19 protein-coding genes are annotated in these 17,681 nt (G+C 62.6%); 12 read left to right on the top strand and 7 right to left on the bottom strand.

Annotated elements, in window-relative coordinates:
* The first annotated feature begins 12 nt into the window (after window positions 1-12).
* Both mutS and WIF35_RS03375 read left to right on the top strand, forming a co-directional pair.
* Window positions 13-2,598 (top strand): DNA mismatch repair protein MutS, encoded by a 2,586-nt coding sequence (mutS, locus tag WIF35_RS03380; RefSeq protein WP_412480165.1) that lies wholly within the window; start codon window positions 13-15, stop codon window positions 2,596-2,598.
* Window positions 2,595-3,512, top strand: coding sequence for a metallophosphoesterase (locus WIF35_RS03375; protein ID WP_412480164.1), 918 nt, complete (start codon window positions 2,595-2,597; stop codon window positions 3,510-3,512). Before mutS ends, WIF35_RS03375 begins: the two co-directional genes overlap by 4 nt.
* A gap of 46 nt (window positions 3,513-3,558) precedes the next feature.
* On the opposite strand, the gene WIF35_RS03370 is transcribed toward WIF35_RS03375, so the two are convergent.
* The 7 genes from WIF35_RS03370 to WIF35_RS03340 all read right to left on the bottom strand — a co-directional run bounded on the left by WIF35_RS03370 (window position 3,559) and on the right by WIF35_RS03340 (window position 9,008).
* A complete protein-coding gene (locus WIF35_RS03370) occupies window positions 3,559-4,059 on the bottom strand; it encodes an FKBP-type peptidyl-prolyl cis-trans isomerase (RefSeq protein WP_412480163.1) in 501 nt (166 codons plus the stop codon).
* Entirely contained in the window at window positions 4,056-4,526 is a 471-nt protein-coding gene (locus WIF35_RS03365; RefSeq protein ID WP_412481208.1) for a peroxiredoxin, read from the bottom strand. Before WIF35_RS03365 ends, WIF35_RS03370 begins: the two co-directional genes overlap by 4 nt.
* An 82-nt stretch (window positions 4,527-4,608) precedes the next feature.
* The gene (ftsB, locus tag WIF35_RS03360) at window positions 4,609-4,902 is read right to left on the bottom strand and encodes a cell division protein FtsB (protein ID WP_412480162.1); all 294 of its coding nucleotides are present in this window, start codon (window positions 4,900-4,902) and stop codon (window positions 4,609-4,611) included.
* 7 nt (window positions 4,903-4,909) lie between these two features.
* Window positions 4,910-6,193 (bottom strand): phosphopyruvate hydratase, encoded by a 1,284-nt coding sequence (gene eno / locus WIF35_RS03355; protein ID WP_412480161.1) that lies wholly within the window; start codon window positions 6,191-6,193, stop codon window positions 4,910-4,912.
* A 36-nt stretch (window positions 6,194-6,229) separates the two neighbouring features.
* Window positions 6,230-6,538, bottom strand: a complete 309-nt coding sequence (locus tag WIF35_RS03350; RefSeq protein WP_412480160.1) for a DUF1330 domain-containing protein — start codon at window positions 6,536-6,538, stop codon at window positions 6,230-6,232.
* Complete coding sequence (kdsA, locus tag WIF35_RS03345) at window positions 6,535-7,371, bottom strand: 3-deoxy-8-phosphooctulonate synthase (RefSeq protein ID WP_412480159.1); 837 nt, start codon at window positions 7,369-7,371, stop codon at window positions 6,535-6,537. The genes WIF35_RS03350 and kdsA overlap by 4 nt, the downstream gene beginning before the upstream one ends.
* The gene (locus WIF35_RS03340) at window positions 7,368-9,008 is read right to left on the bottom strand and encodes a CTP synthase (RefSeq protein ID WP_412480158.1); all 1,641 of its coding nucleotides are present in this window, start codon (window positions 9,006-9,008) and stop codon (window positions 7,368-7,370) included. The genes kdsA and WIF35_RS03340 overlap by 4 nt, the downstream gene beginning before the upstream one ends.
* A gap of 156 nt (window positions 9,009-9,164) precedes the next feature.
* On the opposite strand from WIF35_RS03340, the gene WIF35_RS03335 reads away from it, so the two are divergent.
* From WIF35_RS03335 to WIF35_RS03290, 10 genes are read left to right on the top strand one after another with little or no spacing between them, the layout of a single operon-like run.
* Window positions 9,165-10,109, top strand: a complete 945-nt coding sequence (locus WIF35_RS03335; RefSeq protein WP_412480157.1) for a dialkylrecorsinol condensing enzyme — start codon at window positions 9,165-9,167, stop codon at window positions 10,107-10,109.
* Window positions 10,099-11,265, top strand: coding sequence for a beta-ketoacyl-ACP synthase III (locus WIF35_RS03330; protein ID WP_412480156.1), 1,167 nt, complete (start codon window positions 10,099-10,101; stop codon window positions 11,263-11,265). Before WIF35_RS03335 ends, WIF35_RS03330 begins: the two co-directional genes overlap by 11 nt.
* A complete protein-coding gene (locus WIF35_RS03325; RefSeq protein ID WP_412480155.1) occupies window positions 11,265-11,660 on the top strand; it encodes a hypothetical protein in 396 nt (131 codons plus the stop codon). The genes WIF35_RS03330 and WIF35_RS03325 overlap by 1 nt, the downstream gene beginning before the upstream one ends.
* Window positions 11,657-12,661, top strand: a complete 1,005-nt coding sequence (locus tag WIF35_RS03320; RefSeq protein WP_412480154.1) for a BtrH N-terminal domain-containing protein — start codon at window positions 11,657-11,659, stop codon at window positions 12,659-12,661. Before WIF35_RS03325 ends, WIF35_RS03320 begins: the two co-directional genes overlap by 4 nt.
* A complete protein-coding gene (locus tag WIF35_RS03315) occupies window positions 12,661-13,572 on the top strand; it encodes an ABC transporter ATP-binding protein (protein WP_412480153.1) in 912 nt (303 codons plus the stop codon). Before WIF35_RS03320 ends, WIF35_RS03315 begins: the two co-directional genes overlap by 1 nt.
* A gap of 3 nt (window positions 13,573-13,575) precedes the next feature.
* The gene (locus tag WIF35_RS03310; protein ID WP_412480152.1) at window positions 13,576-14,787 is read left to right on the top strand and encodes an ABC transporter permease; all 1,212 of its coding nucleotides are present in this window, start codon (window positions 13,576-13,578) and stop codon (window positions 14,785-14,787) included.
* The gene (locus tag WIF35_RS03305; protein WP_412480151.1) at window positions 14,784-15,053 is read left to right on the top strand and encodes an acyl carrier protein; all 270 of its coding nucleotides are present in this window, start codon (window positions 14,784-14,786) and stop codon (window positions 15,051-15,053) included. The genes WIF35_RS03310 and WIF35_RS03305 overlap by 4 nt, the downstream gene beginning before the upstream one ends.
* Window positions 15,050-16,129, top strand: coding sequence for a beta-ketoacyl synthase N-terminal-like domain-containing protein (locus WIF35_RS03300; RefSeq protein WP_412480150.1), 1,080 nt, complete (start codon window positions 15,050-15,052; stop codon window positions 16,127-16,129). The genes WIF35_RS03305 and WIF35_RS03300 overlap by 4 nt, the downstream gene beginning before the upstream one ends.
* Entirely contained in the window at window positions 16,126-16,791 is a 666-nt protein-coding gene (locus tag WIF35_RS03295; protein WP_412480149.1) for a hypothetical protein, read from the top strand. Before WIF35_RS03300 ends, WIF35_RS03295 begins: the two co-directional genes overlap by 4 nt.
* A 15-nt stretch (window positions 16,792-16,806) precedes the next feature.
* A complete protein-coding gene (locus WIF35_RS03290) occupies window positions 16,807-17,670 on the top strand; it encodes a tetratricopeptide repeat protein (RefSeq protein WP_412480148.1) in 864 nt (287 codons plus the stop codon).
* Window positions 17,671-17,681: the final 11 nt, after the last annotated feature.

The following is a 17,681-nucleotide window of genomic DNA, read 5'->3' as shown; positions in this document are numbered from 1 at the left end:
TGCCTTTTTTCCATGTCCACCGCAGCATCCGATCTCGCTAAGCACACGCCGATGATGCGCCAATATCTGGCGCTGAAAGCGAACCATCCGAACACGCTGTTGTTCTACCGGATGGGCGATTTCTACGAGCTGTTCTACGAGGATGCGGAAAAAGCGGCGCGCCTGCTCGACATCACGCTGACCACGCGCGGCCAGTCGGCCGGCGTACCGATCAAGATGTGCGGCGTGCCGTTCCACTCGTTGGAACCCTATTTGGCGCGCCTCGTGAAACTGGGCGAATCGGCGGTCATCTGCGAGCAGATCGGCGACCCGGCGACGAGCAAGGGGCCGGTCGAACGCGCCGTGGCGCGCATCGTCACACCGGGGACCTTGACCGACGCGGCGCTGATCGACGACAAGCAGGACATCTGGCTGCTCGCCGTGACTACGCTACGCAATACGGCAGGCATCGCCCGACTCAATCTGGCCAGCGGCGAATTCATCCTGATCGAAGTGCCGGCCGAGCAGATCGCCGCCACGCTGGAGCGCATCCGCCCGGCTGAAATCCTCTATCCGGAAAGCTGGACGCCCAATTTTGGCGGCACCGTCGCCTGCACGCGCCAGCCCGACTGGTATTTCGACTTCGACTCCGCCAGGCGCCTGCTTTGCGACCAATTCGAAGTCGCCTCACTCGCCGGTTTCGGTGCCGAGGGGCTGAAGCCAGCTGTCGCCGCCGCCGGGGCGCTGCTGCAATACGCCCAGGCAACGCAATCGGGCAAGCTACCGCATCTGCGCGGCCTGACGGTGGAAATCGAAGGTGCCTATCTCGGCCTCGATCTCGCCACGCGACGCAATCTGGAGCTGACTGAAACCCTGCGCGGCCAGCCCTCGCCGACACTCTTCTCGCTGCTCGACAACTGCGTGACCAGCATGGGCTCGCGCCTGCTGCGCCATACCCTGCATCACCCGCTGCGCGACCGCGCTACGCCGGCCGGTCGCCACGGCGCGGTCGAAGCGCTGCTCGAAGACTACGGCCGACTGGCCGGCGAAGTGCGCAAGGCGCTGCGCGGCATCGCCGATATCGAGCGCATTGCCGGCCGCATTGCGCTGCGTAACGCCCGCCCGCGCGATCTGGCCAGCCTGCGAGAATCGCTGGCCCGCCTGCCGGCGCTGCGAGCCCCTATCGCCGACACGCCATCGCCACTGCTCACGCAATTTTTCGCCGAGCTCGATGCGCCGGCCGAAGCACTCGATCTGCTGATCCGTTCCATCGCCGCCGAGCCGGGCGCGCAAGTGCGCGACGGTGGCGTCATCGCGCCGGGATTCGATACCGACCTGGACGAACTGCGCTCGCTCAACGACAACTGCGGCGCCTTCCTGGTTGATATGGAAGTGCGCGAACGCGAGCGCACCGGCATTTCTAGCCTCAAGGTGGAATACAACAAGGTCCATGGCTTCTACATCGAGGTTACGCACGCCAATGTCGACAAGATTCCCGACGATTACCGCCGCCGCCAGACACTGAAGAACGCCGAGCGCTACATCACGCCCGAGCTGAAAGCCTTCGAGGACAAGGCGCTGTCGGCGCAGGAACGCTCGCTGGCGCGGGAAAAGTTGCTCTACGAACAGATACTCGATGCCTTGCTGCCGGTGGTGCCGCAATTGCAGGTCATCGCCCGCGCCGTCGCGCAACTCGACTTGCTGGCTGGTTTTGCCGAAGCGGCGTTGAAGCGTAACTGGTGCAAGCCGGAATTCGTCGAGGAAACAGCGCTTTCCATCGAAGGCGGCCGCCACCCGGTGGTCGAAAACGAGCTCGCGCAGAGCGCCGAGAGCTTCATCGCCAACGATTGCCTGCTCGCCGACAACCGCCGCCTGTTGCTGATCACCGGCCCGAACATGGGCGGTAAATCGACCTACATGCGTCAGGTGGCCCTGATCGCCCTGCTCGCCCACATCGGCAGCTACGTGCCGGCGACGCGCTGCGTGCTCGGCCCGCTGGATCGCATTTTCACCCGCATCGGGGCTTCCGACGATTTGGCCTCCGGGCGTTCGACTTTCATGGTCGAAATGACCGAGGCTGCCGCCATCCTGCACCATGCCACGGCGCAAAGCCTGGTGTTGATGGACGAAATCGGCCGCGGCACCTCGACCTTCGACGGCATGTCGCTGGCCTTCGCCATCCTGCGCCACCTCATTGAGAAGAACCGCAGCCTGACGCTGTTCGCCACGCACTACTTCGAGCTGACCCGTCTGTCGCACGAATATTCAGAGCTGGCCAACGTCCATCTCGGTGCGGTGGAGCACAACGACCGTATCGTCTTCATGCACGCGGTAGAGGAAGGTCCGGCCAACCAGAGCTACGGGATCCAGGTGGCGGCGTTGGCTGGCATTCCCGGCAGCGTGGTGCGCGCGGCGCGCAAGCAATTGCGCGAGTTCGAGCAGCGTGCTGCGGTGGACCCGCTGCAACCCGATCTTTTCGCCCAAGGTGACGTCACCGAGCCGGACAATGAACCGGAACTGCATCCGGCGCTCGAGCAACTGGCAAGCATCGACCCGGATAGCCTGACCCCACGCGAAGCGCTCGATGCGCTCTACGCGCTGAAAGGCCAGCTCCGATGAAGCCCTGGCTCGCCGTGTGCCTGCTCCTGCTAGCGGCGCTGGCGCGGGCCGAAGCGATCAGCTTCGCGGCAATCGGCGATACCCCCTATTCTGCCCGCGAACGCGCACAGTTGCCGGGCATATTAAACGACATCGCCGACAGCGGCGTCGATTTCGTCGTCCATGTCGGCGACATCAAGGGTGGGCAGGAACGTTGCGACGACAGCCTGTTCGTCGATCGTCTGAGTTTGTTCGACGCCAGCCATCTGCCGTTTGTTTACGTTCCGGGCGACAACGAGTGGACCGACTGCGACCGTCTGTCGAACGGCAGCTACGACCCGCTGGAACGCCTGAACAAATTGCGCAGTCTGTTCTGGCCGTTTCCCGAAACGCTTGGCCAGAAACGTTTCCGCGTCGAGCGCCAGCCTGGCGGTGCCTATCCGGAGCACTTCCGCTTCATACGCGGCGGAGTGATGTTCGTCGCCCTGAACCTTCCGGGTAGCAACAACAACTGGGGAATGACCGAGGTGCCCAGTGCCGAGTTTCAACAACGTAACCCCGTCGTGCTCACCTGGATGAAGGACAGCTTCGCGCAGGCGAGAGCCGAGAAACTGAGCGCCATCGTCCTGCTTTTCCAGGCCAATCCCGGTTTCAAGCATTACGCGCAAGGCTTGCCACATCAGGGCTACGCCGAGTTTCTGAAACAGCTACGCCATGAAACCGCCCATTTCGGCGGTCTGGTGCTTGCCGTTCATGGCGACACCCATACCGCCCGTATCGATCACCCTTTGCGGGACGAGCAGGGAAAACCTCTCGCCAATTTCACCCGCATCGAAACCTTTGGTTATCCCTCTATGGGTTGGACGAAGGTAACGCTCGACGGCAACAGTCTGCGCCACGCGATGCATCCGTGGCCACCCGCGCCGACCCCATGAAAAAAGCCCGCACGAGCGGGCTTTTTCTTATCGGTGATTCTGCGGCTTAGTGGCAGGTTTCGCCTTCGTCGTCCGGATTATGGACGTGGCCGTGCTCGACCTCTTCGGTGCTGGCCGGGCGAACCGCCGTGACTGTGCAAGTGAAAACCAGGGCCATGCCGGCAAGCGGATGGTTGCCGTCGAGCACAACCTTGTCACCCTCGATGTCGGTCACGCGATAGATGACGAAATCGTCCTCTTCGCCATCTTCAGGGCCGCCTTCGAACTGCATGCCGACCTGCAGCTCCTTGGGGAAATCCTTACGCGGCTCGATCTGTACCAGGCTGGAGTCGTATTCGCCGAAGGCCTCATCCGGCTGCAGCTTGACCTGAACCGATTCGCCGATCTTCTTGCCCTGCAGCGCTTCCTCGATCTTCGGGAAGATGTCGTCGTAGCCGCCGTGCAGGTACACCAGCGGCTCGCGGCCTTCATCGACGACCTCGCCATCGGGATCGGTGACGTGGTAGTCGAGGGTGATGACGGTATTCTTGGCAACCTGCATGTTCATGAATTGAGTTCCTTGACCAGGCGCAGCACGTCGAGTGCATGGCCCTTGTAATTGACGTTGTAGAGCGCGTGGCGGATGACGCCGTCGCGATCGATGATGAAGGTGGAGCGGACGATGCCGAATTTCTTGTGGCCATCCACCTCTTTGGCCTGCCAGACGCCGTATTGCTTGCAGACGGCGCCTTCGGTATCGGAAAGCAACTCGATGCCGATGCCTTCCTTGTCGCGAAATTCCGCGTGTTTCAGGCAGTCATCCCGACTGATGCCGAACAGCACGCAGTTCTGACGTTTGAAATCTTCCTCGTGATCCGAGAAATCGGTTGCTTCCTTGGTGCAGCATGGCGTTCCGTCCTTCGGGTAGAAAAACAGCACGATGTGCTTCTTGCCATGGAAGGTTGCCAGATCGATGCTCTCCATATCGGCATCCGGCAAACTGAACTTCGGAGCGCTTTCGCCAGCCTTGAGCAGCATATTGTTCTCCTGATGAACCTCTGGGGGAGTGAGTTCATTCTAACGGAGGTCATAGATGCTGACTACTGCGGTGCACGCCTTATTTGGCGGCTTTTCCGGGAACTTTTTCCGGTATCTGGACGAAGGTTTCGTCCTGCTTGATCATGCCCAACTCAAAGCGGGCGCGTTCCTCGATGGCGTCGTAGCCTTGCTTCAAGTCGCGGACCTCGGCGTCGAGGCCCGCATTCCTGATTTCCAGCTTCCTGGTGACATCCTTCTGCGCCTGCAATTGCCGGTCGTACTCCCATACCTTCAACCAGCCTCCCTTACCCAACCACAGCGGGTATTGCAGGAGGCCGATCAGTACGAGGAGGCCGACCGTCAGCCAGCGCATTCAGGCATCAACGCAGGTTGTAGAAGGTTTCGCGCCCCGGGTAGGAAGCGGTATCGCCGAGATCTTCCTCGATGCGCAGCAGCTGGTTGTACTTGGCGATACGGTCGGAACGGGACAGCGAACCGGTCTTGATCTGGCCGGCGTTCAGGCCGACGGCGATGTCGGCGATGGTGCTGTCTTCGGTTTCGCCCGAACGGTGCGAGATCACGGCGGTGTAGCCGGCACGCTTGGCCATTTCGATCGCGGCGAAGGTTTCGGACAGGGTGCCGATCTGGTTGATCTTGATCAGGATGGAGTTGGCGATGCCCTTCTGAATACCTTCCTTCAGGATCTTGGTGTTGGTCACGAACAGGTCGTCACCAACAATCTGAACCTTGTCGCCCAGGCGGTCGGTCAGCAGTTTCCAGCCGTCCCAATCACCTTCGGCCATGCCGTCCTCAATCGAAACGATCGGGAACTGGTCGGCCAGGTTGGCGAGGTAGTCGACGAACTGGGCAGCGGTCAGCTGCAGGCCTTCGCCGGACAGGTGGTACTTGCCGTCCTTGTAGAACTCCGAAGCGGCGCAGTCCAGCGCCAGCAGCACGTCCTGACCCGGCACGTAACCGGCGTTCTCGATGGCCTGCATGATCAGTTGCAGGGCTTCGGCGTGGCTGCCCAGATTCGGGGCGAAGCCGCCTTCGTCGCCGACGGCGGTCGAGTGGCCCTTCTTGTCCAGCAGCTTCTTAAGTGCGTGGAAGATTTCGGCGCCGCAACGCAGGGCTTCGCGGAAGGTGTTGGCCGAAACCGGCATCACCATGAATTCCTGGATGTCCAGGCTATTGTTGGCATGCTCGCCACCGTTGATGATGTTCATCATCGGCACCGGCATCTGCATCGGGCTCATGCCCCCAAAGTAGCGATACAGCGGCAGGCCGGATTCTTCGGCAGCCGCCTTGGCGACTGCCATCGAGACGGCCAGGATGGCGTTGGCGCCGAGGCGGGACTTGTTGTCGGTACCGTCCAGCTCGATCATGGTCTGGTCGATGAAGGCCTGTTCCTGGGCATCGAGACCGATGATGGCTTCGGAAATCTCGGTATTGATGTTTTCAACGGCCTGCATGACGCCCTTGCCGAGGTAACGGGAAGCGTCGCCGTCGCGCAGCTCGATGGCCTCGCGTGAACCGGTGGAAGCACCGGACGGAACGGCCGCGCGACCCATGACGCCGGATTCCAGCAGAACGTCGGCTTCGACCGTGGGATTGCCACGGGAATCCAGAATCTCTCGTGCAACTACATCAACGATGGAACTCATATTTCTTCCTTATTATCAGAAGGTTGAACTAACTACTTAAACTAAATTCTCAATACCGGCCACAACCAGCATGTTCATTTCCGCGGCATTTTCGCGCGCCTTGCGGGCAGCTTGATATTCGGGCGAATGATAAAAGCGTTTTGCCTGATCGACCGAATCGAACTCAACAATCACCAGACGCGGAATGTTCTTCCAGTTACCCTCGAGCATTTCGACAGCACCGCCGCGCACCAGATAGCGGCCGCCATACTGGGCGATAGCGGTCTGCGCCAAATCCTTGTAGACCTCGTAGGCGGTGATGTCGGAAACCTTGGCTTCGGCAATCAGATAGCCTTTCTGGCTCACTTCAACTCCTCGAAGCCCGCCGATTTGACCGCTTTATCGAGAGCCACCAAGGTCTTGAGCAGGCTTTCCATGCGCGCCAGCGGCCAGCTGTTCGGACCGTCGGAGAAGGCCTTTTCGGGATAGGGATGGGTTTCCATGAACAGACCGGAGATACCGACCGCGACCGCAGCGCGAGCCAGCACCGGGACGAATTCGCGTTGCCCGCCGGACGTAGTGCCCTGCCCGCCCGGCAATTGCACGCTGTGCGTGGCATCGAACACCACCGGGCAACCGGTCTCGCGCATGATCGCCAATGAGCGCATATCGGACACCAGATTGTTGTAGCCAAAAGAGGCGCCGCGTTCGCAGACCATGAGGTTGTCGGCGCCGCCATTCACTTCCCTTGCCTTGTCGACCACATTCTTCATGTCGCCCGGCGCCAGGAACTGGCCCTTCTTGATATTCACCGGCTTGCCGCACGAGGCGACGGCATGGATGAAATCGGTCTGGCGGCACAGGAAGGCCGGCGTCTGTAATACATCGACGACCGAGGCGACCGTCGGCACATCGGCTTCGCTATGCACGTCGGTCAGCACCGGCACGCCGACCTGGGCGCGTACCGCTTCGAGAATCTTCAAACCGCCCTCGATGCCGGGGCCGCGCACCGATTTGCCGGAGCTGCGGTTCGCCTTGTCGTAGGAAGCCTTGAAAATGTACGGAATACCCAGTGCACCGCAGACTTCCTTCATGTGTGCGGCGACATCGACGCACAACTGTTCGGATTCGGCGGTGCAAGGCCCGGCGATCAGGAAAAAAGGCTGGTCAAGACCAGCCTCGAAACCGCAGAGTTTCATTTGCCTTTTGCCTGTTGGTTGGCCAGTGCGGCCTTGACGTAGGACGAGAACAGCGGATGGCCCTGGCGCGGATTGGAGGTGAACTCCGGATGGAACTGGCAAGCGACGAACCACGGATGGACGTCGGCCGGCAGCTCGACCATTTCGCACAGGTCGGTACCCGGGGCACGACCGGCGACGACCAGGCCCTTCTCTTCCAGCTTGGCCAACAGGGTGTTGTTGACTTCGTAGCGGTGACGATGGCGTTCGGTGATTTCCGGGGCACCGTAGATTTCGCGGGCCTTGGTGCCCTCCTTCAGCTGGCAAACCTGGGCGCCGAGACGCATGGTACCGCCGAGATCAGAATCCTCTCCGCGCTTCTCGATCTTGCCGGAGGCATCCAGCCATTCGGTGATCAAGCCGATTACCGGGTAAGGCGTCGCGCTGTCGAATTCGGTCGAGTGGGCGCCCTTCAGGCCGGCCACGTGGCGGGCGTATTCGACCACCGCCATCTGCATGCCGAGGCAGATGCCAAGGTAAGGCACCTTGTTCTCGCGAGCGTAGCGGATGGCTTCGATCTTGCCCTCGGTGCCGCGACGACCGAAGCCGCCCGGCACCAGAATGGCGTCCATATCCTTGAGGATGCCGGTGCCTTCCTTTTCAATATTCTCGGAGTCGATGTATTCGATATCGACCTTGCAACGGGTATGGATGCCAGCGTGCTTGATCGCTTCGATCAGCGACTTGTAGGACTCGGTCAGATCGACGTACTTGCCGACGAAAGCGATCTTGACGGTATTCTGCGGGTGCTCCATCGCCTCGATCAGCTTTTCCCAGACCGACAGGTCGGCCGCTTTGGCCAGGATGCCCAGCTTGTGGCAGACGATCTCGTCCAGCATCTGCTCGTGCAGCATGCCCGGAATCTTGTAGATGGAATCGGCGTCCAGGCACTCGATCACGGCTTCCGGCATCACATTGCAGAACAAGGCGATCTTGCGGCGCTCTTCGACCGGAATCGAGCGGTCGGCACGGCACAGCAGGATGTCCGGCTGAATACCGATTTCGCGCAATTCCTTGACGGAGTGCTGGGTCGGCTTGGTCTTCAGTTCGCCGGCGGTCGGGATATAGGGCAACAGCGTCAGGTGCATGTAGCAGACGTTATTGCGGCCTTCTTCGATGCCCATCTGACGGATGGCTTCGAGGAACGGCAGAGATTCGATGTCGCCGACCGTACCACCGACTTCGACCAGGGCCACATCGGCGCCTTCGGCACCGGCCTTGACCTTGCTCTTGATTTCGTCGGTGATATGCGGAATGACCTGGACGGTCTTGCCCAGATACTCGCCGCGACGCTCCTTCTTCAGTACCGTGTCGTACACCTGACCGGTCGTGAAGTTGTTGCGCTTGCTCATCTTGGCGCTGGTGAAGCGCTCGTAGTGGCCGAGATCGAGATCGGTCTCGGCACCGTCGTCGGTCACGAACACTTCGCCGTGTTGGAACGGACTCATCGTGCCGGGGTCGACGTTGATGTAGGGGTCGAGCTTGAGATGGGTAACCTTGATGCCGCGGGATTCCAGAATGGCCCCCAGCGACGCGGCGGCGATGCCTTTGCCCAGAGAGGACACGACACCACCCGTAACGAAAACGTATTTGGTCATGGAAAGACTAGCTGCGGGAAAGCAGAATGATAGCCGATAAGGTGCGAATTTCCCAAGCCCATCTTCTCGCCGCGGGATTCCAAGAGAATTTTCCATTGATCGTTTAATGCGCTCTGTTTTGCTAGAATTCGCGGTTTTTCAGCCGCTTAGCCTCCTTTGAAAAAGGTTCTCGTCGTCACCTATTCGCAGACCGGTCAACTGGCCGACATCACTGCCCGCGTCGTCGCGCCCCTGCGCGCGGCCGGACATCAGGTGCATGTCGAAACCCTGATGCCGGAGAAGTCATTTCCCTGGCCCTGGTCGATCGTCGATTTCGTCGATGCCTTTCCCGAATGCGTCCAGCTCGATGCGCCACCGCTGCAGCCGCTGAACGTCGACACGAGCGAAGACTTCGATCTGGTCATCCTGACCTATCAGGTCTGGTATCTCTCGCCTTCACTGCCGATGACCGCTTTCCTGAAAAGTCCCGAAGGGCGTGCCCTGATCGCCGGCAAGCCGGTCGTCACGCTGGTGGCGTGCCGCAACATGTGGCTGTCAGCCCAGGAAACGATGAAGCGACTGATCGCCGACGCTGGCGGCAAGCTGCGCGACCATATTGCCTTTACCGACCAGGGGCACCCGCTGGCCACCTTCATCACCACACCGCGCTGGGTGCTGACCGGTAAGCGCAATGCTTGGCTCGGCCTGCCACCGGCCGGCGTGGCGCCCACAGAAATCGAAGGGGCTGCGCGCTTCGGTCACGCGTTGGCCGAGGCCCTGGAGCAAAACCAGGAAGCCGGCGACGCTGCAATGCTGAGCGGCCTCCGCGCCGTCACCGTGATTCCGCGCCTGGCGCTGAGTGAGCGTGCCGCCTTCCGGGCCTTTCGTATCTGGTCGCGGCTGATCCGAGCCTTCGGCCAACGCGGTCAATGGCGGCGCCGTCCGATTCTCGCCGTGTTTGCCACCTATCTCATTGTGATGGTGATCTCGGTGGTTCCCTTGTCCCTATTGTTACAATGGTTGCTTTCGCCCGTTCTTCGGCCGCGCCTGGCGCGCCTGAAGGAAGAGCTCGAACAACCCTCCGGTTCGCAAGAATTCAATCTGCACAAATATGCCTCTTAACCGCGCGGTCTATATCAACAATACGTCGGCTTTCCTGCCGAACGCGCCCGTCGGCAATGACGACATCGAAAAAGTTCTCGGCATGGTTGGTGGCAAGCCTTCTCGCGCCCGCCGGGTCGTCCTGCGCAGCAACGGCATACGGCAACGCCATTACGCCGTCGATCCGGCCACCGGCCAATTCACCCACTCCAACGCCGAACTCACCGCCGAGGCGATTCGCCGTTTGCAAGCCGAAGGCTTTGCCATCGACTCCATCGACTGCCTCGCCTGCGGCACCTCCTGCCCCGACCAATTGATGCCCAACCACGGCGTGATGGTGCATGGCGAACTGGGCATTCCGGCCTGCGAGGTGGTGGCCACCGCGGGTATCTGCGTTTCCGGTCTCACCGCCTTGAAATACGCCTGGCTGTCGGTGCTGGCCGGCGAAGCGAAAAACGCCGTCGCCACCGGCTCGGAGCGCGCTTCCGGCGGCCTGTTGGCGCGTAACTTCGATCAGGAATCGGCACACCGTGTCGCCGCCCTCGAAACCAATCCCGAAATCGCCTTTGAGAAGGATTTCCTGCGCTGGATGCTTTCCGATGGCGCGGGTGCCCTCCTGCTCCAGCCGACGCCCAGAGTCGAAGGACTGTCATTGCGCATCGACTGGATCGACGTCCTTTCGCAAGCCAATAACGCACCGGTTTGCATGTACGCCGGTGGTGATAAGCAGGCCGATGGGGCATTCAAGGGCTGGCAGGAATATCAGCCGACGGAATGGATCGAGCAATCGATCTTCCCGGTCAAGCAGGATGTCCGCTTGCTCAACGAATCCGTCGTCGAACTGACCTTCGGCAACGTGCTGGCCCAGACCAAGGTCAAGCGCGGACTGACGGCAGACCAGGTGGACTGGTTCCTGCCCCACATGTCGTCCGAGTACTTCCGCCAGCCTATTGTCGACTGCATGGCGCTTCAGGACTTCATCGTGCCGCAGGAAAAATGGTTCACTAATCTGCACACCAAGGGCAACACCGGCTCGGCGTCGATCTACATCATGCTCGACGAGCTTTTCCGCAGCGGCCGCCTGGCCAAGGGCGAGCGCATCCTGTGCTTCATCCCGGAGAGCGGCCGTTTTACCGGTTCGCTGATGCAGCTCACCGTCGTCGATCAGGCCGGCTGATGAACGAGCAGGACGTCCCGCAGGAAGGCAACATCACCCTCGGCGGCCATCGCAAGGCGCTCTATGCGCGCGGCGAGGATGGCAAGCTGCGCATGGTGCAGTCGAGTGGCTGGAAGGTCGAGGAAATCGTCAATCAGCAGGCCGTCGAAGACCTCGTTCGCCTGGCCGAGGATGCCCGCGCCCGCTGCATAGCCGGTTTGACCTCGCCGCTCGAAGTTCACATGCACCGTGCCCGCCTGGACGTGCCGATGCTGGCGCAGGCGACCGGGCTCTGGCAGTGGCGCATTCGCCGCCATTTCCGTCCGGAAATTTTCGCCCGCCTTTCGCCCGCCCTGCTCGAGCGTTACGGCGAGGCCATGGGGCTAAGCATCGAACAACTGAAGGCCGTGCCGTGAGCGTCGTGCCTAATTTCCAGCACAGTCAGGCGGCACATTGCGAGAGCGGCGTGATTTCCTCGATGGTGCGCCATCTCGGCCTGCCGCTCAGCGAGGCGATGGCCTTCGGCCTGTCGTCGGCACTATCCTTCGCCTACCTGCCGATCATCAAGATCAACGGTCTGCCGCTGGTCGCCTACCGCATGCCGCCCAAGTTCATCATCAAGGGCCTGCAAAAGCCGCTCGGCCTGAAGATGCGCTTCGAGACCTTCCGCTCGCAGGAAGCCGCGGAACAGCGTCTTGACGCGTTGCTCAGCGAAGGCAAGGTCGTCGGCCTGCAAACCTCGGTCTTCTGGCTGCCCTACATGCCGCCGGACCTGCGCTTTCACTTCAATGCTCACAACGTACTGGCTTACGGGCGAGATGCCGCCAGCGGCGACTACCTGCTGTCCGACCCCGTCGGCGAAGAGCCGGTGACCTGCCCAGCGGTCGATCTTGCCAAGGCCCGCTTCGCGCGCGGCGCGCTGGCGCCCAAGGGGCTGCTCTATTATGCCGAGAATAAGCCGCAAGAGCCGAACTGGGCCAAGGCCCTGCCCAAGGCGATCAAGAAAACGACACGCATCATGCTCGACTCGCCGCTGCCCATCATCGGCGTGCGCGGCATCCGTCGGCTGGCCAAGGCCATCGAAGGCCAGAATGCGGCCGGCAACCCGGAGCAGACCAAGCTTTTCATCGGCCAGGTCGTGCGCATGCAGGAAGAAATCGGCACCGGCGGCGGTGGCTTCCGTTTCATCTACGCAGCCTTCCTGCAGGAAGTCGCCGAGAAACTGGCCAAGCCGACGTTCAACGAACTGGCCGACACCCTGATCGACATCGGCGACGAATGGCGCGAGTTCGCCCTCGCTACCGCACGCATGATCCGTAACCGCGATCCGCTGCACATGCCGACGCTGGGCGACAAGCTGCGCGGCATCGCCGACCGCGAACAAACCTTCTTCCGCGATCTGCGGCGCGCCCTCTGATGCTCGATATCGCCGGCCTGAGCCATGCCTATCGGGATGCCCACGGCCCGGCCCTGCGCGATGTCTCGCTGCGCATTCCGGATGGCGGCGTCTATGGCCTGCTCGGCCCGAACGGCGCTGGCAAGACGACACTGATCTCCTTGCTCGCCGGCCTGTTCAAGGTGCAATCCGGGGAAATAAAGCTCGATGGCCGTACCCTGGCCGAGCAACGCGCCGCCGATCCGGCTGCCGTCGCGCTGGTGCCGCAGGATTACGCCTTTTACCCGATGCTCAGTGTGCGTGAGAACCTGCGCTTCTTCGCCGGCATTCTTGATCTGCCTACAGCGCTGGCCGAGGAGCGGGTCGCCGAGGCGATCGCTTTCGCCCGCCTGGAGCAAGTCGCCGACAAACGCGCCGAGCAGCTCTCCGGCGGCCTGCGTCGCCGTCTCAATTTGGCCATCGGCCTGCTCGGCCGGCCGCGCCTGTTGCTGCTCGACGAGCCCACCGTCGGCGTCGATCCGCAGTCGCGGCGTTTCCTGCTCGATGCCATCGCCACGCTGCCGGTGCGCGGCACCACGGTGATCTACACCAGCCACTACATGGAAGAGGTGGAAAACCTGTGCGCCAGGCTCGCCATTCTCGACCGTGGCCAGGTGCTGGCCGAGGGCACGCTGGACGAACTGCTCGGTGTGGAGGGCCAGCAGATGGAATTCCAGCTGGCCGCGCCGCCGTCCGCCGGTTTGCTTGAACAACTTGCCGCTGAAGAAATCGCGCCGCTGGTTTTTGCCAAAAAAGTGCAGTGCACCGCAGCAGTGAGCGAAACCCTCGCCACACTGGCCGCCGCCGGCAGCGAACCACTGCGCCTGCATGTCGGCCGGCCGAACCTGGAGCAGGTGTTCATGCGGCTCACCCAACGCTCGCTGAGGGACTGAAGCATGCGCCGTTTGACCGCCCTCTGGCGCAAGGAAACCCTCGCCCTGCTGCGCGACCGGCACGGCCTCGCCGCGCTCTTCCTGATGCCGGTGATCTTCATCCTGGTCATGACCCTGGCGCTGCACGATGCCTTTTCGCCGGGTGCCTCGGTCAATGTTGCTTACACCGTGGTCGATCTCGACCATAGCGCCCATTCGCAGGCCTTGATCCGTCGTCTCGACAAGGCAGCTTTCCGCCGGGTGACGGTGGAAGATAGCGATGCCGCCGCCCGCGCCGCCATTCGCCAGAGCCAGGTCGCACTGGCGCTGATCCTGCCCAAAGGCTTCGGCGAGCGCCTGCTGGCGCCCGGCGGTGTCGATGGACAGCCGACCGTGCCGCTGACGCTGCTCGTCGACCCGACGCTCAATCCGGCGCTGCAACTCGCTTTCCGCAACCAGACGGCGGCTGCTTTGGGCGCGGTGCGCGCCGACGAACTGACCCGCAGCGCCGGCAAGCTGTTCGGCCTGCCCACCGCCGGCGCCAGCGGCGAACGCGATTGGCCGGACGAAATCCTCAGCGAAGCCGTCCAAAACGAACGTAATGTGCGCCCGCCCTCTTCCGTCCAGCAGAACGTGCCGGCATGGCTGGTTTTTGCCATGTTCTTCGTCGTCGTGCCGATGTCGGCGCTCTTCGTCGGCGAGCGCCAGCAGGGTACGCTGCAACGCCTGGCCGCGATGGGTCTGCCTTTCCGCCATGTGCTGGCCGGCAAGCTGCTGCCGTATTTCGTGGTCAATCAGATTCAGGCGGTACTGATGGTGCTGGTCGGCATCCATGTCGTGCCGCTGCTCGGCGGCGAAGCGCTGGTCATGCCGACGGGCGGTAGCCTGGCGCTATGGTGGCTGGTCGCCGCCGCCGTCAGCCTGGCCGCCGTTTCCTGTGCGCTGCTGGTCGCCACGCTGGCCCGCACGACGCAGCAGGCGGTGGTCGTCGGCGGCATCGGCAACATCCTGATGGGCGCCATCGGCGGCATCATGGTACCGAGGTTCATGATGCCGGCCACGATGCAGACTGTCGCCGCCTTCTCGCCCATGGCCTGGGGCCTCGACGGATTCCATACCGTGATGCTGCGCCACGGCGGCTTCGTCGCCATCCTGCCCAGCCTTTCCCTTCTGCTTGCCTGCGCGGCCACCGCCCTGCTCGCCGCCGTCTGGCTCAATCACCGCGAAACCCCATGACCGCCGACCTGCGCCATGAACTCAAAGCACTGATCGTCGAAGCCTGCGACAAGGATTGCGACCCGGACTCCATCCGCGACGACGAACTCCTGTTCGGCTCCGAAGCCCCACTCCAGCTCGATTCGCTCGACGCCCTGCAAGTCTCGATGGCGATCAAGAAGAAATACGGCCTGCGCCTGCCGGACAGCAAGGAAACCCGCCGCGTCATGGCCAATGTCGGTACGCTGGCCGACCATCTCGCCGCCTGGCTCACCACGCGCGGATGAGTCGCCCGGTCCATCTCGCCGCAAATGCGCTGGTCAGCGCCCGCGGACTGTCGGTCGTCGAGGCGACAGTAGCAATCCTGGCCGGTGAAACAGCCTGTGCGCAGCGACGTCTGGGCGAGCGGACGTTTCCCTATTTCGCCCTGCCGTTTGCCGAGAACGATTGGCTGAAACGGGCCGAACAAGCCTGCGCTGCCCTGCGTGCCCAATTGTCTGGGCTGGCCGCCGAGACGCCGCTCTTCGTTGCCTCCTCCTCGTTCCAGATGGGCCTCTTCGAGCAGCAAAGGCAGTACTTCGACCTGCCGCGCGCCTGCGCCTCCTTTGCCGATGAGCTGGCGAACTGGCTCGGCCTGAGCGGCTCGCGCACCTGTTTTTCCAACGCCTGCGTTTCAGGCTTTTCGGCACTGGATGCCGCCGCCACACTGATTGCCGCCGGCATCATCGACGACGCGCTGGTGCTCGGCGTCGAACTCGCCAACGCCAGCACCTTGGCTGGCTTCGCCTCGATGGAATTGCTCTCGCCCGATGTCTGTCGCCCCTTCGACCGCCAGCGCAACGGCTTGGTCCTCGGCGAAGCGCTGGCCGCCGTGCATCTCACTGCCCAGCCCGGCGCCTGGCGCATTGCCGGCCTGAGTGTCGGGCTCGACGCCTATTCGACCACCGGCCCCGACCCGCAAGGCGGCCCGATTGCCGCTGCTGCGGTGCACTGTCTGAAAACGGCAAAAACCGAGCCGGCCGATATTCAACTGATCAAGCTGCAAGCCGCCGGCTCGCCCGGCACCGATCTCGCCGAAGCCAATGCCCTGCGCCAGGTGTTTGGGGATGCGTTGCCGCCGCTCGTCTCGCTCAAGCCTTATCTCGGCCACACGTTGGGCGCGAGCGGCATTGCCGAGTTGAGCGCCCTGCTCGCCTGCCTCGACGCCGGTTTCATTCCAGGCACGCCCGGCTTTTCCGAAATTGACCCAGACATCGGTCTGTCGCCGACGCTGTCCGTCGAGCCCCGGCACATCGACCGCCTGCTGCTCAACCTGATCGGCTTCGGCGGCGGCCTGGCCAACCTGGTCGTGGAGCGCGCATGAGCCACCTGCATGCCTGCCTCAACCAGACTTTCACGCCGGCCGAACTGGCTGACGCCGTTCGCGCCACGCTCGGCAAACCGTTACGCCGCGCCGCCGCCCTGACGCAACTGACCTTGGTCGGCGCGCTGGCCTGTCTGCCGCCGGAACGTCGCAAGTTGCCAACACTGCTGCTTTGGCAATCGACCAGCGGCCCGCGGCAGGAAACCCTCGCGTTGCTCGACGAAATGGACGAAGGTGGCGAACCCATGCCTTACGACTTTCTCGCCACCCAGCCAGCGATCGCCTCCGCCCAGATTCAGCCCTATCTGCCCGGCCTGATCGCCGCCAGCCATTGCCCGCTCAACGTCGACGGACAGGCGCATTGGACAACGCTGCTGATGCTGGCCGATCGGTGGCTGGCCGCAGGCCGCTGCCAACAAGTTCTCTGTGCGCAGCTCGATGCCTGGGGTGACGAGGCCTGTAGCCACTGGCTGCTGCTCGGCGACAAAGCACTTGATAATTCGCCTGCACGACTCCATCTAATAGAGAGTAGGGCCGAAGGCCACCCCGACCACCCCGATCTACCATGTCAACTTGCCGACTGGCTGGCCGGCGAAACACCGGCCCTCAGGCTGCAAGCCCCCGCCGGCTTCCGGCAAACGGTAGAATTCGTCCGACTTTAAATCACAGGTAAGCCCATGTCCGACCAATCCCAATTCGCTTTCGACGTTTCCCTCGAAGATTTCCAGGCCAAGGTGCTGCAACCTTCGCTCGAAGTGCCGGTCGTCATCGACTTCTGGGCACCGTGGTGCCAACCCTGCCAGACCTTGAAGCCGATGCTGGAAAAGCTGGCCGAGGAGTACAAGGGCCGTTTCCTGCTCGCCAAGATCAACTCCGACGAAAACCCGGAAATCGCCCAGCACTTCGGCGTGCGCAGCATTCCATCGGTCAAGGTGGTTTACCAGGGCCAGCTGGTCGATGAATTCAACGGCGCGTTGCCGGAAAGCCAGGTGCGCGAGTTCCTCGACCGCATCGCCCTGCCGGCCGGCCCCGGCGGCAACCTGCGCGAAGAAGCCGCCGCGCTGGTCGCTGAAGGCAAGTTCGAAGAAGCGCTCGCCAAGCTGGTCGAAGCCAGCCACGCCAATCCGCAGGATCAGGCCATCCAGCTCGACGCCATCGAAGTCTTGATGCAACTCGGCCGCAACGACGAGGCCAAGCAACTGCTCGGCGGCGAATACACCAACGAGCCGGACCGCGCCAACGCCCTGCGCGCCCGCCTGGCCCTGCTCGAAGGCGCGGCCGACACCGCACCGCTCGAAGCCAAGCTGGAAGCCGCCCCGGACGACCACGCCACCCGCCTTGAACTGTCCAAGGCTTACGCCGCGCAGAGCCGCTTCCGCGAAGCGCTGGACGCCGCACTCGAAGTCGTTCGCCGCGATCGTTTCTACGAGCAAGGCGCCGGCCGCACCGCGTTGCTCAATTTGTTCGAAGCGCTGGGTGGCGAGCAGTACGACGACCTCGTCCGCGAATACCGCCGCAAGCTTTCCGCCACGCTGAACTAAGCAGTCTCCGA

Source organism: Azonexus sp. IMCC34839, from assembly GCF_047047955.1.
Classification (GTDB): domain Bacteria; phylum Pseudomonadota; class Gammaproteobacteria; order Burkholderiales; family Rhodocyclaceae; genus Azonexus.
This window is presented reverse-complemented; position numbering and strand designations above follow the sequence as displayed.

What these genes read in the sequence shown, in the direction of transcription:
- WIF35_RS03290 (WP_412480148.1), top strand. Translation starts at nt 16,807, where the DNA reads ATGTCCGACCAATCCCAATTCGCTTTCGACGTTTCCCTCGAAGATTTC.
- WIF35_RS03305 (WP_412480151.1), top strand. Translation starts at nt 14,784, where the DNA reads ATGACCGCCGACCTGCGCCATGAACTCAAAGCACTGATCGTCGAAGCC.
- WIF35_RS03325 (WP_412480155.1), top strand. Translation starts at nt 11,265, where the DNA reads ATGAACGAGCAGGACGTCCCGCAGGAAGGCAACATCACCCTCGGCGGC.
- WIF35_RS03330 (WP_412480156.1), top strand. Translation starts at nt 10,099, where the DNA reads ATGCCTCTTAACCGCGCGGTCTATATCAACAATACGTCGGCTTTCCTG.
- ftsB (WP_412480162.1), bottom strand. Translation starts at nt 4,902, where the DNA reads ATGCGCTGGCTGACGGTCGGCCTCCTCGTACTGATCGGCCTCCTGCAA.
- WIF35_RS03340 (WP_412480158.1), bottom strand. Translation starts at nt 9,008, where the DNA reads ATGACCAAATACGTTTTCGTTACGGGTGGTGTCGTGTCCTCTCTGGGC.
- WIF35_RS03315 (WP_412480153.1), top strand. Translation starts at nt 12,661, where the DNA reads ATGCTCGATATCGCCGGCCTGAGCCATGCCTATCGGGATGCCCACGGC.
- WIF35_RS03375 (WP_412480164.1), top strand. Translation starts at nt 2,595, where the DNA reads ATGAAGCCCTGGCTCGCCGTGTGCCTGCTCCTGCTAGCGGCGCTGGCG.
- WIF35_RS03300 (WP_412480150.1), top strand. Translation starts at nt 15,050, where the DNA reads ATGAGTCGCCCGGTCCATCTCGCCGCAAATGCGCTGGTCAGCGCCCGC.
- WIF35_RS03310 (WP_412480152.1), top strand. Translation starts at nt 13,576, where the DNA reads ATGCGCCGTTTGACCGCCCTCTGGCGCAAGGAAACCCTCGCCCTGCTG.
- WIF35_RS03370 (WP_412480163.1), bottom strand. Translation starts at nt 4,059, where the DNA reads ATGAACATGCAGGTTGCCAAGAATACCGTCATCACCCTCGACTACCAC.
- eno (WP_412480161.1), bottom strand. Translation starts at nt 6,193, where the DNA reads ATGAGTTCCATCGTTGATGTAGTTGCACGAGAGATTCTGGATTCCCGT.
- WIF35_RS03295 (WP_412480149.1), top strand. Translation starts at nt 16,126, where the DNA reads ATGAGCCACCTGCATGCCTGCCTCAACCAGACTTTCACGCCGGCCGAA.
- mutS (WP_412480165.1), top strand. Translation starts at nt 13, where the DNA reads ATGTCCACCGCAGCATCCGATCTCGCTAAGCACACGCCGATGATGCGC.
- kdsA (WP_412480159.1), bottom strand. Translation starts at nt 7,371, where the DNA reads ATGAAACTCTGCGGTTTCGAGGCTGGTCTTGACCAGCCTTTTTTCCTG.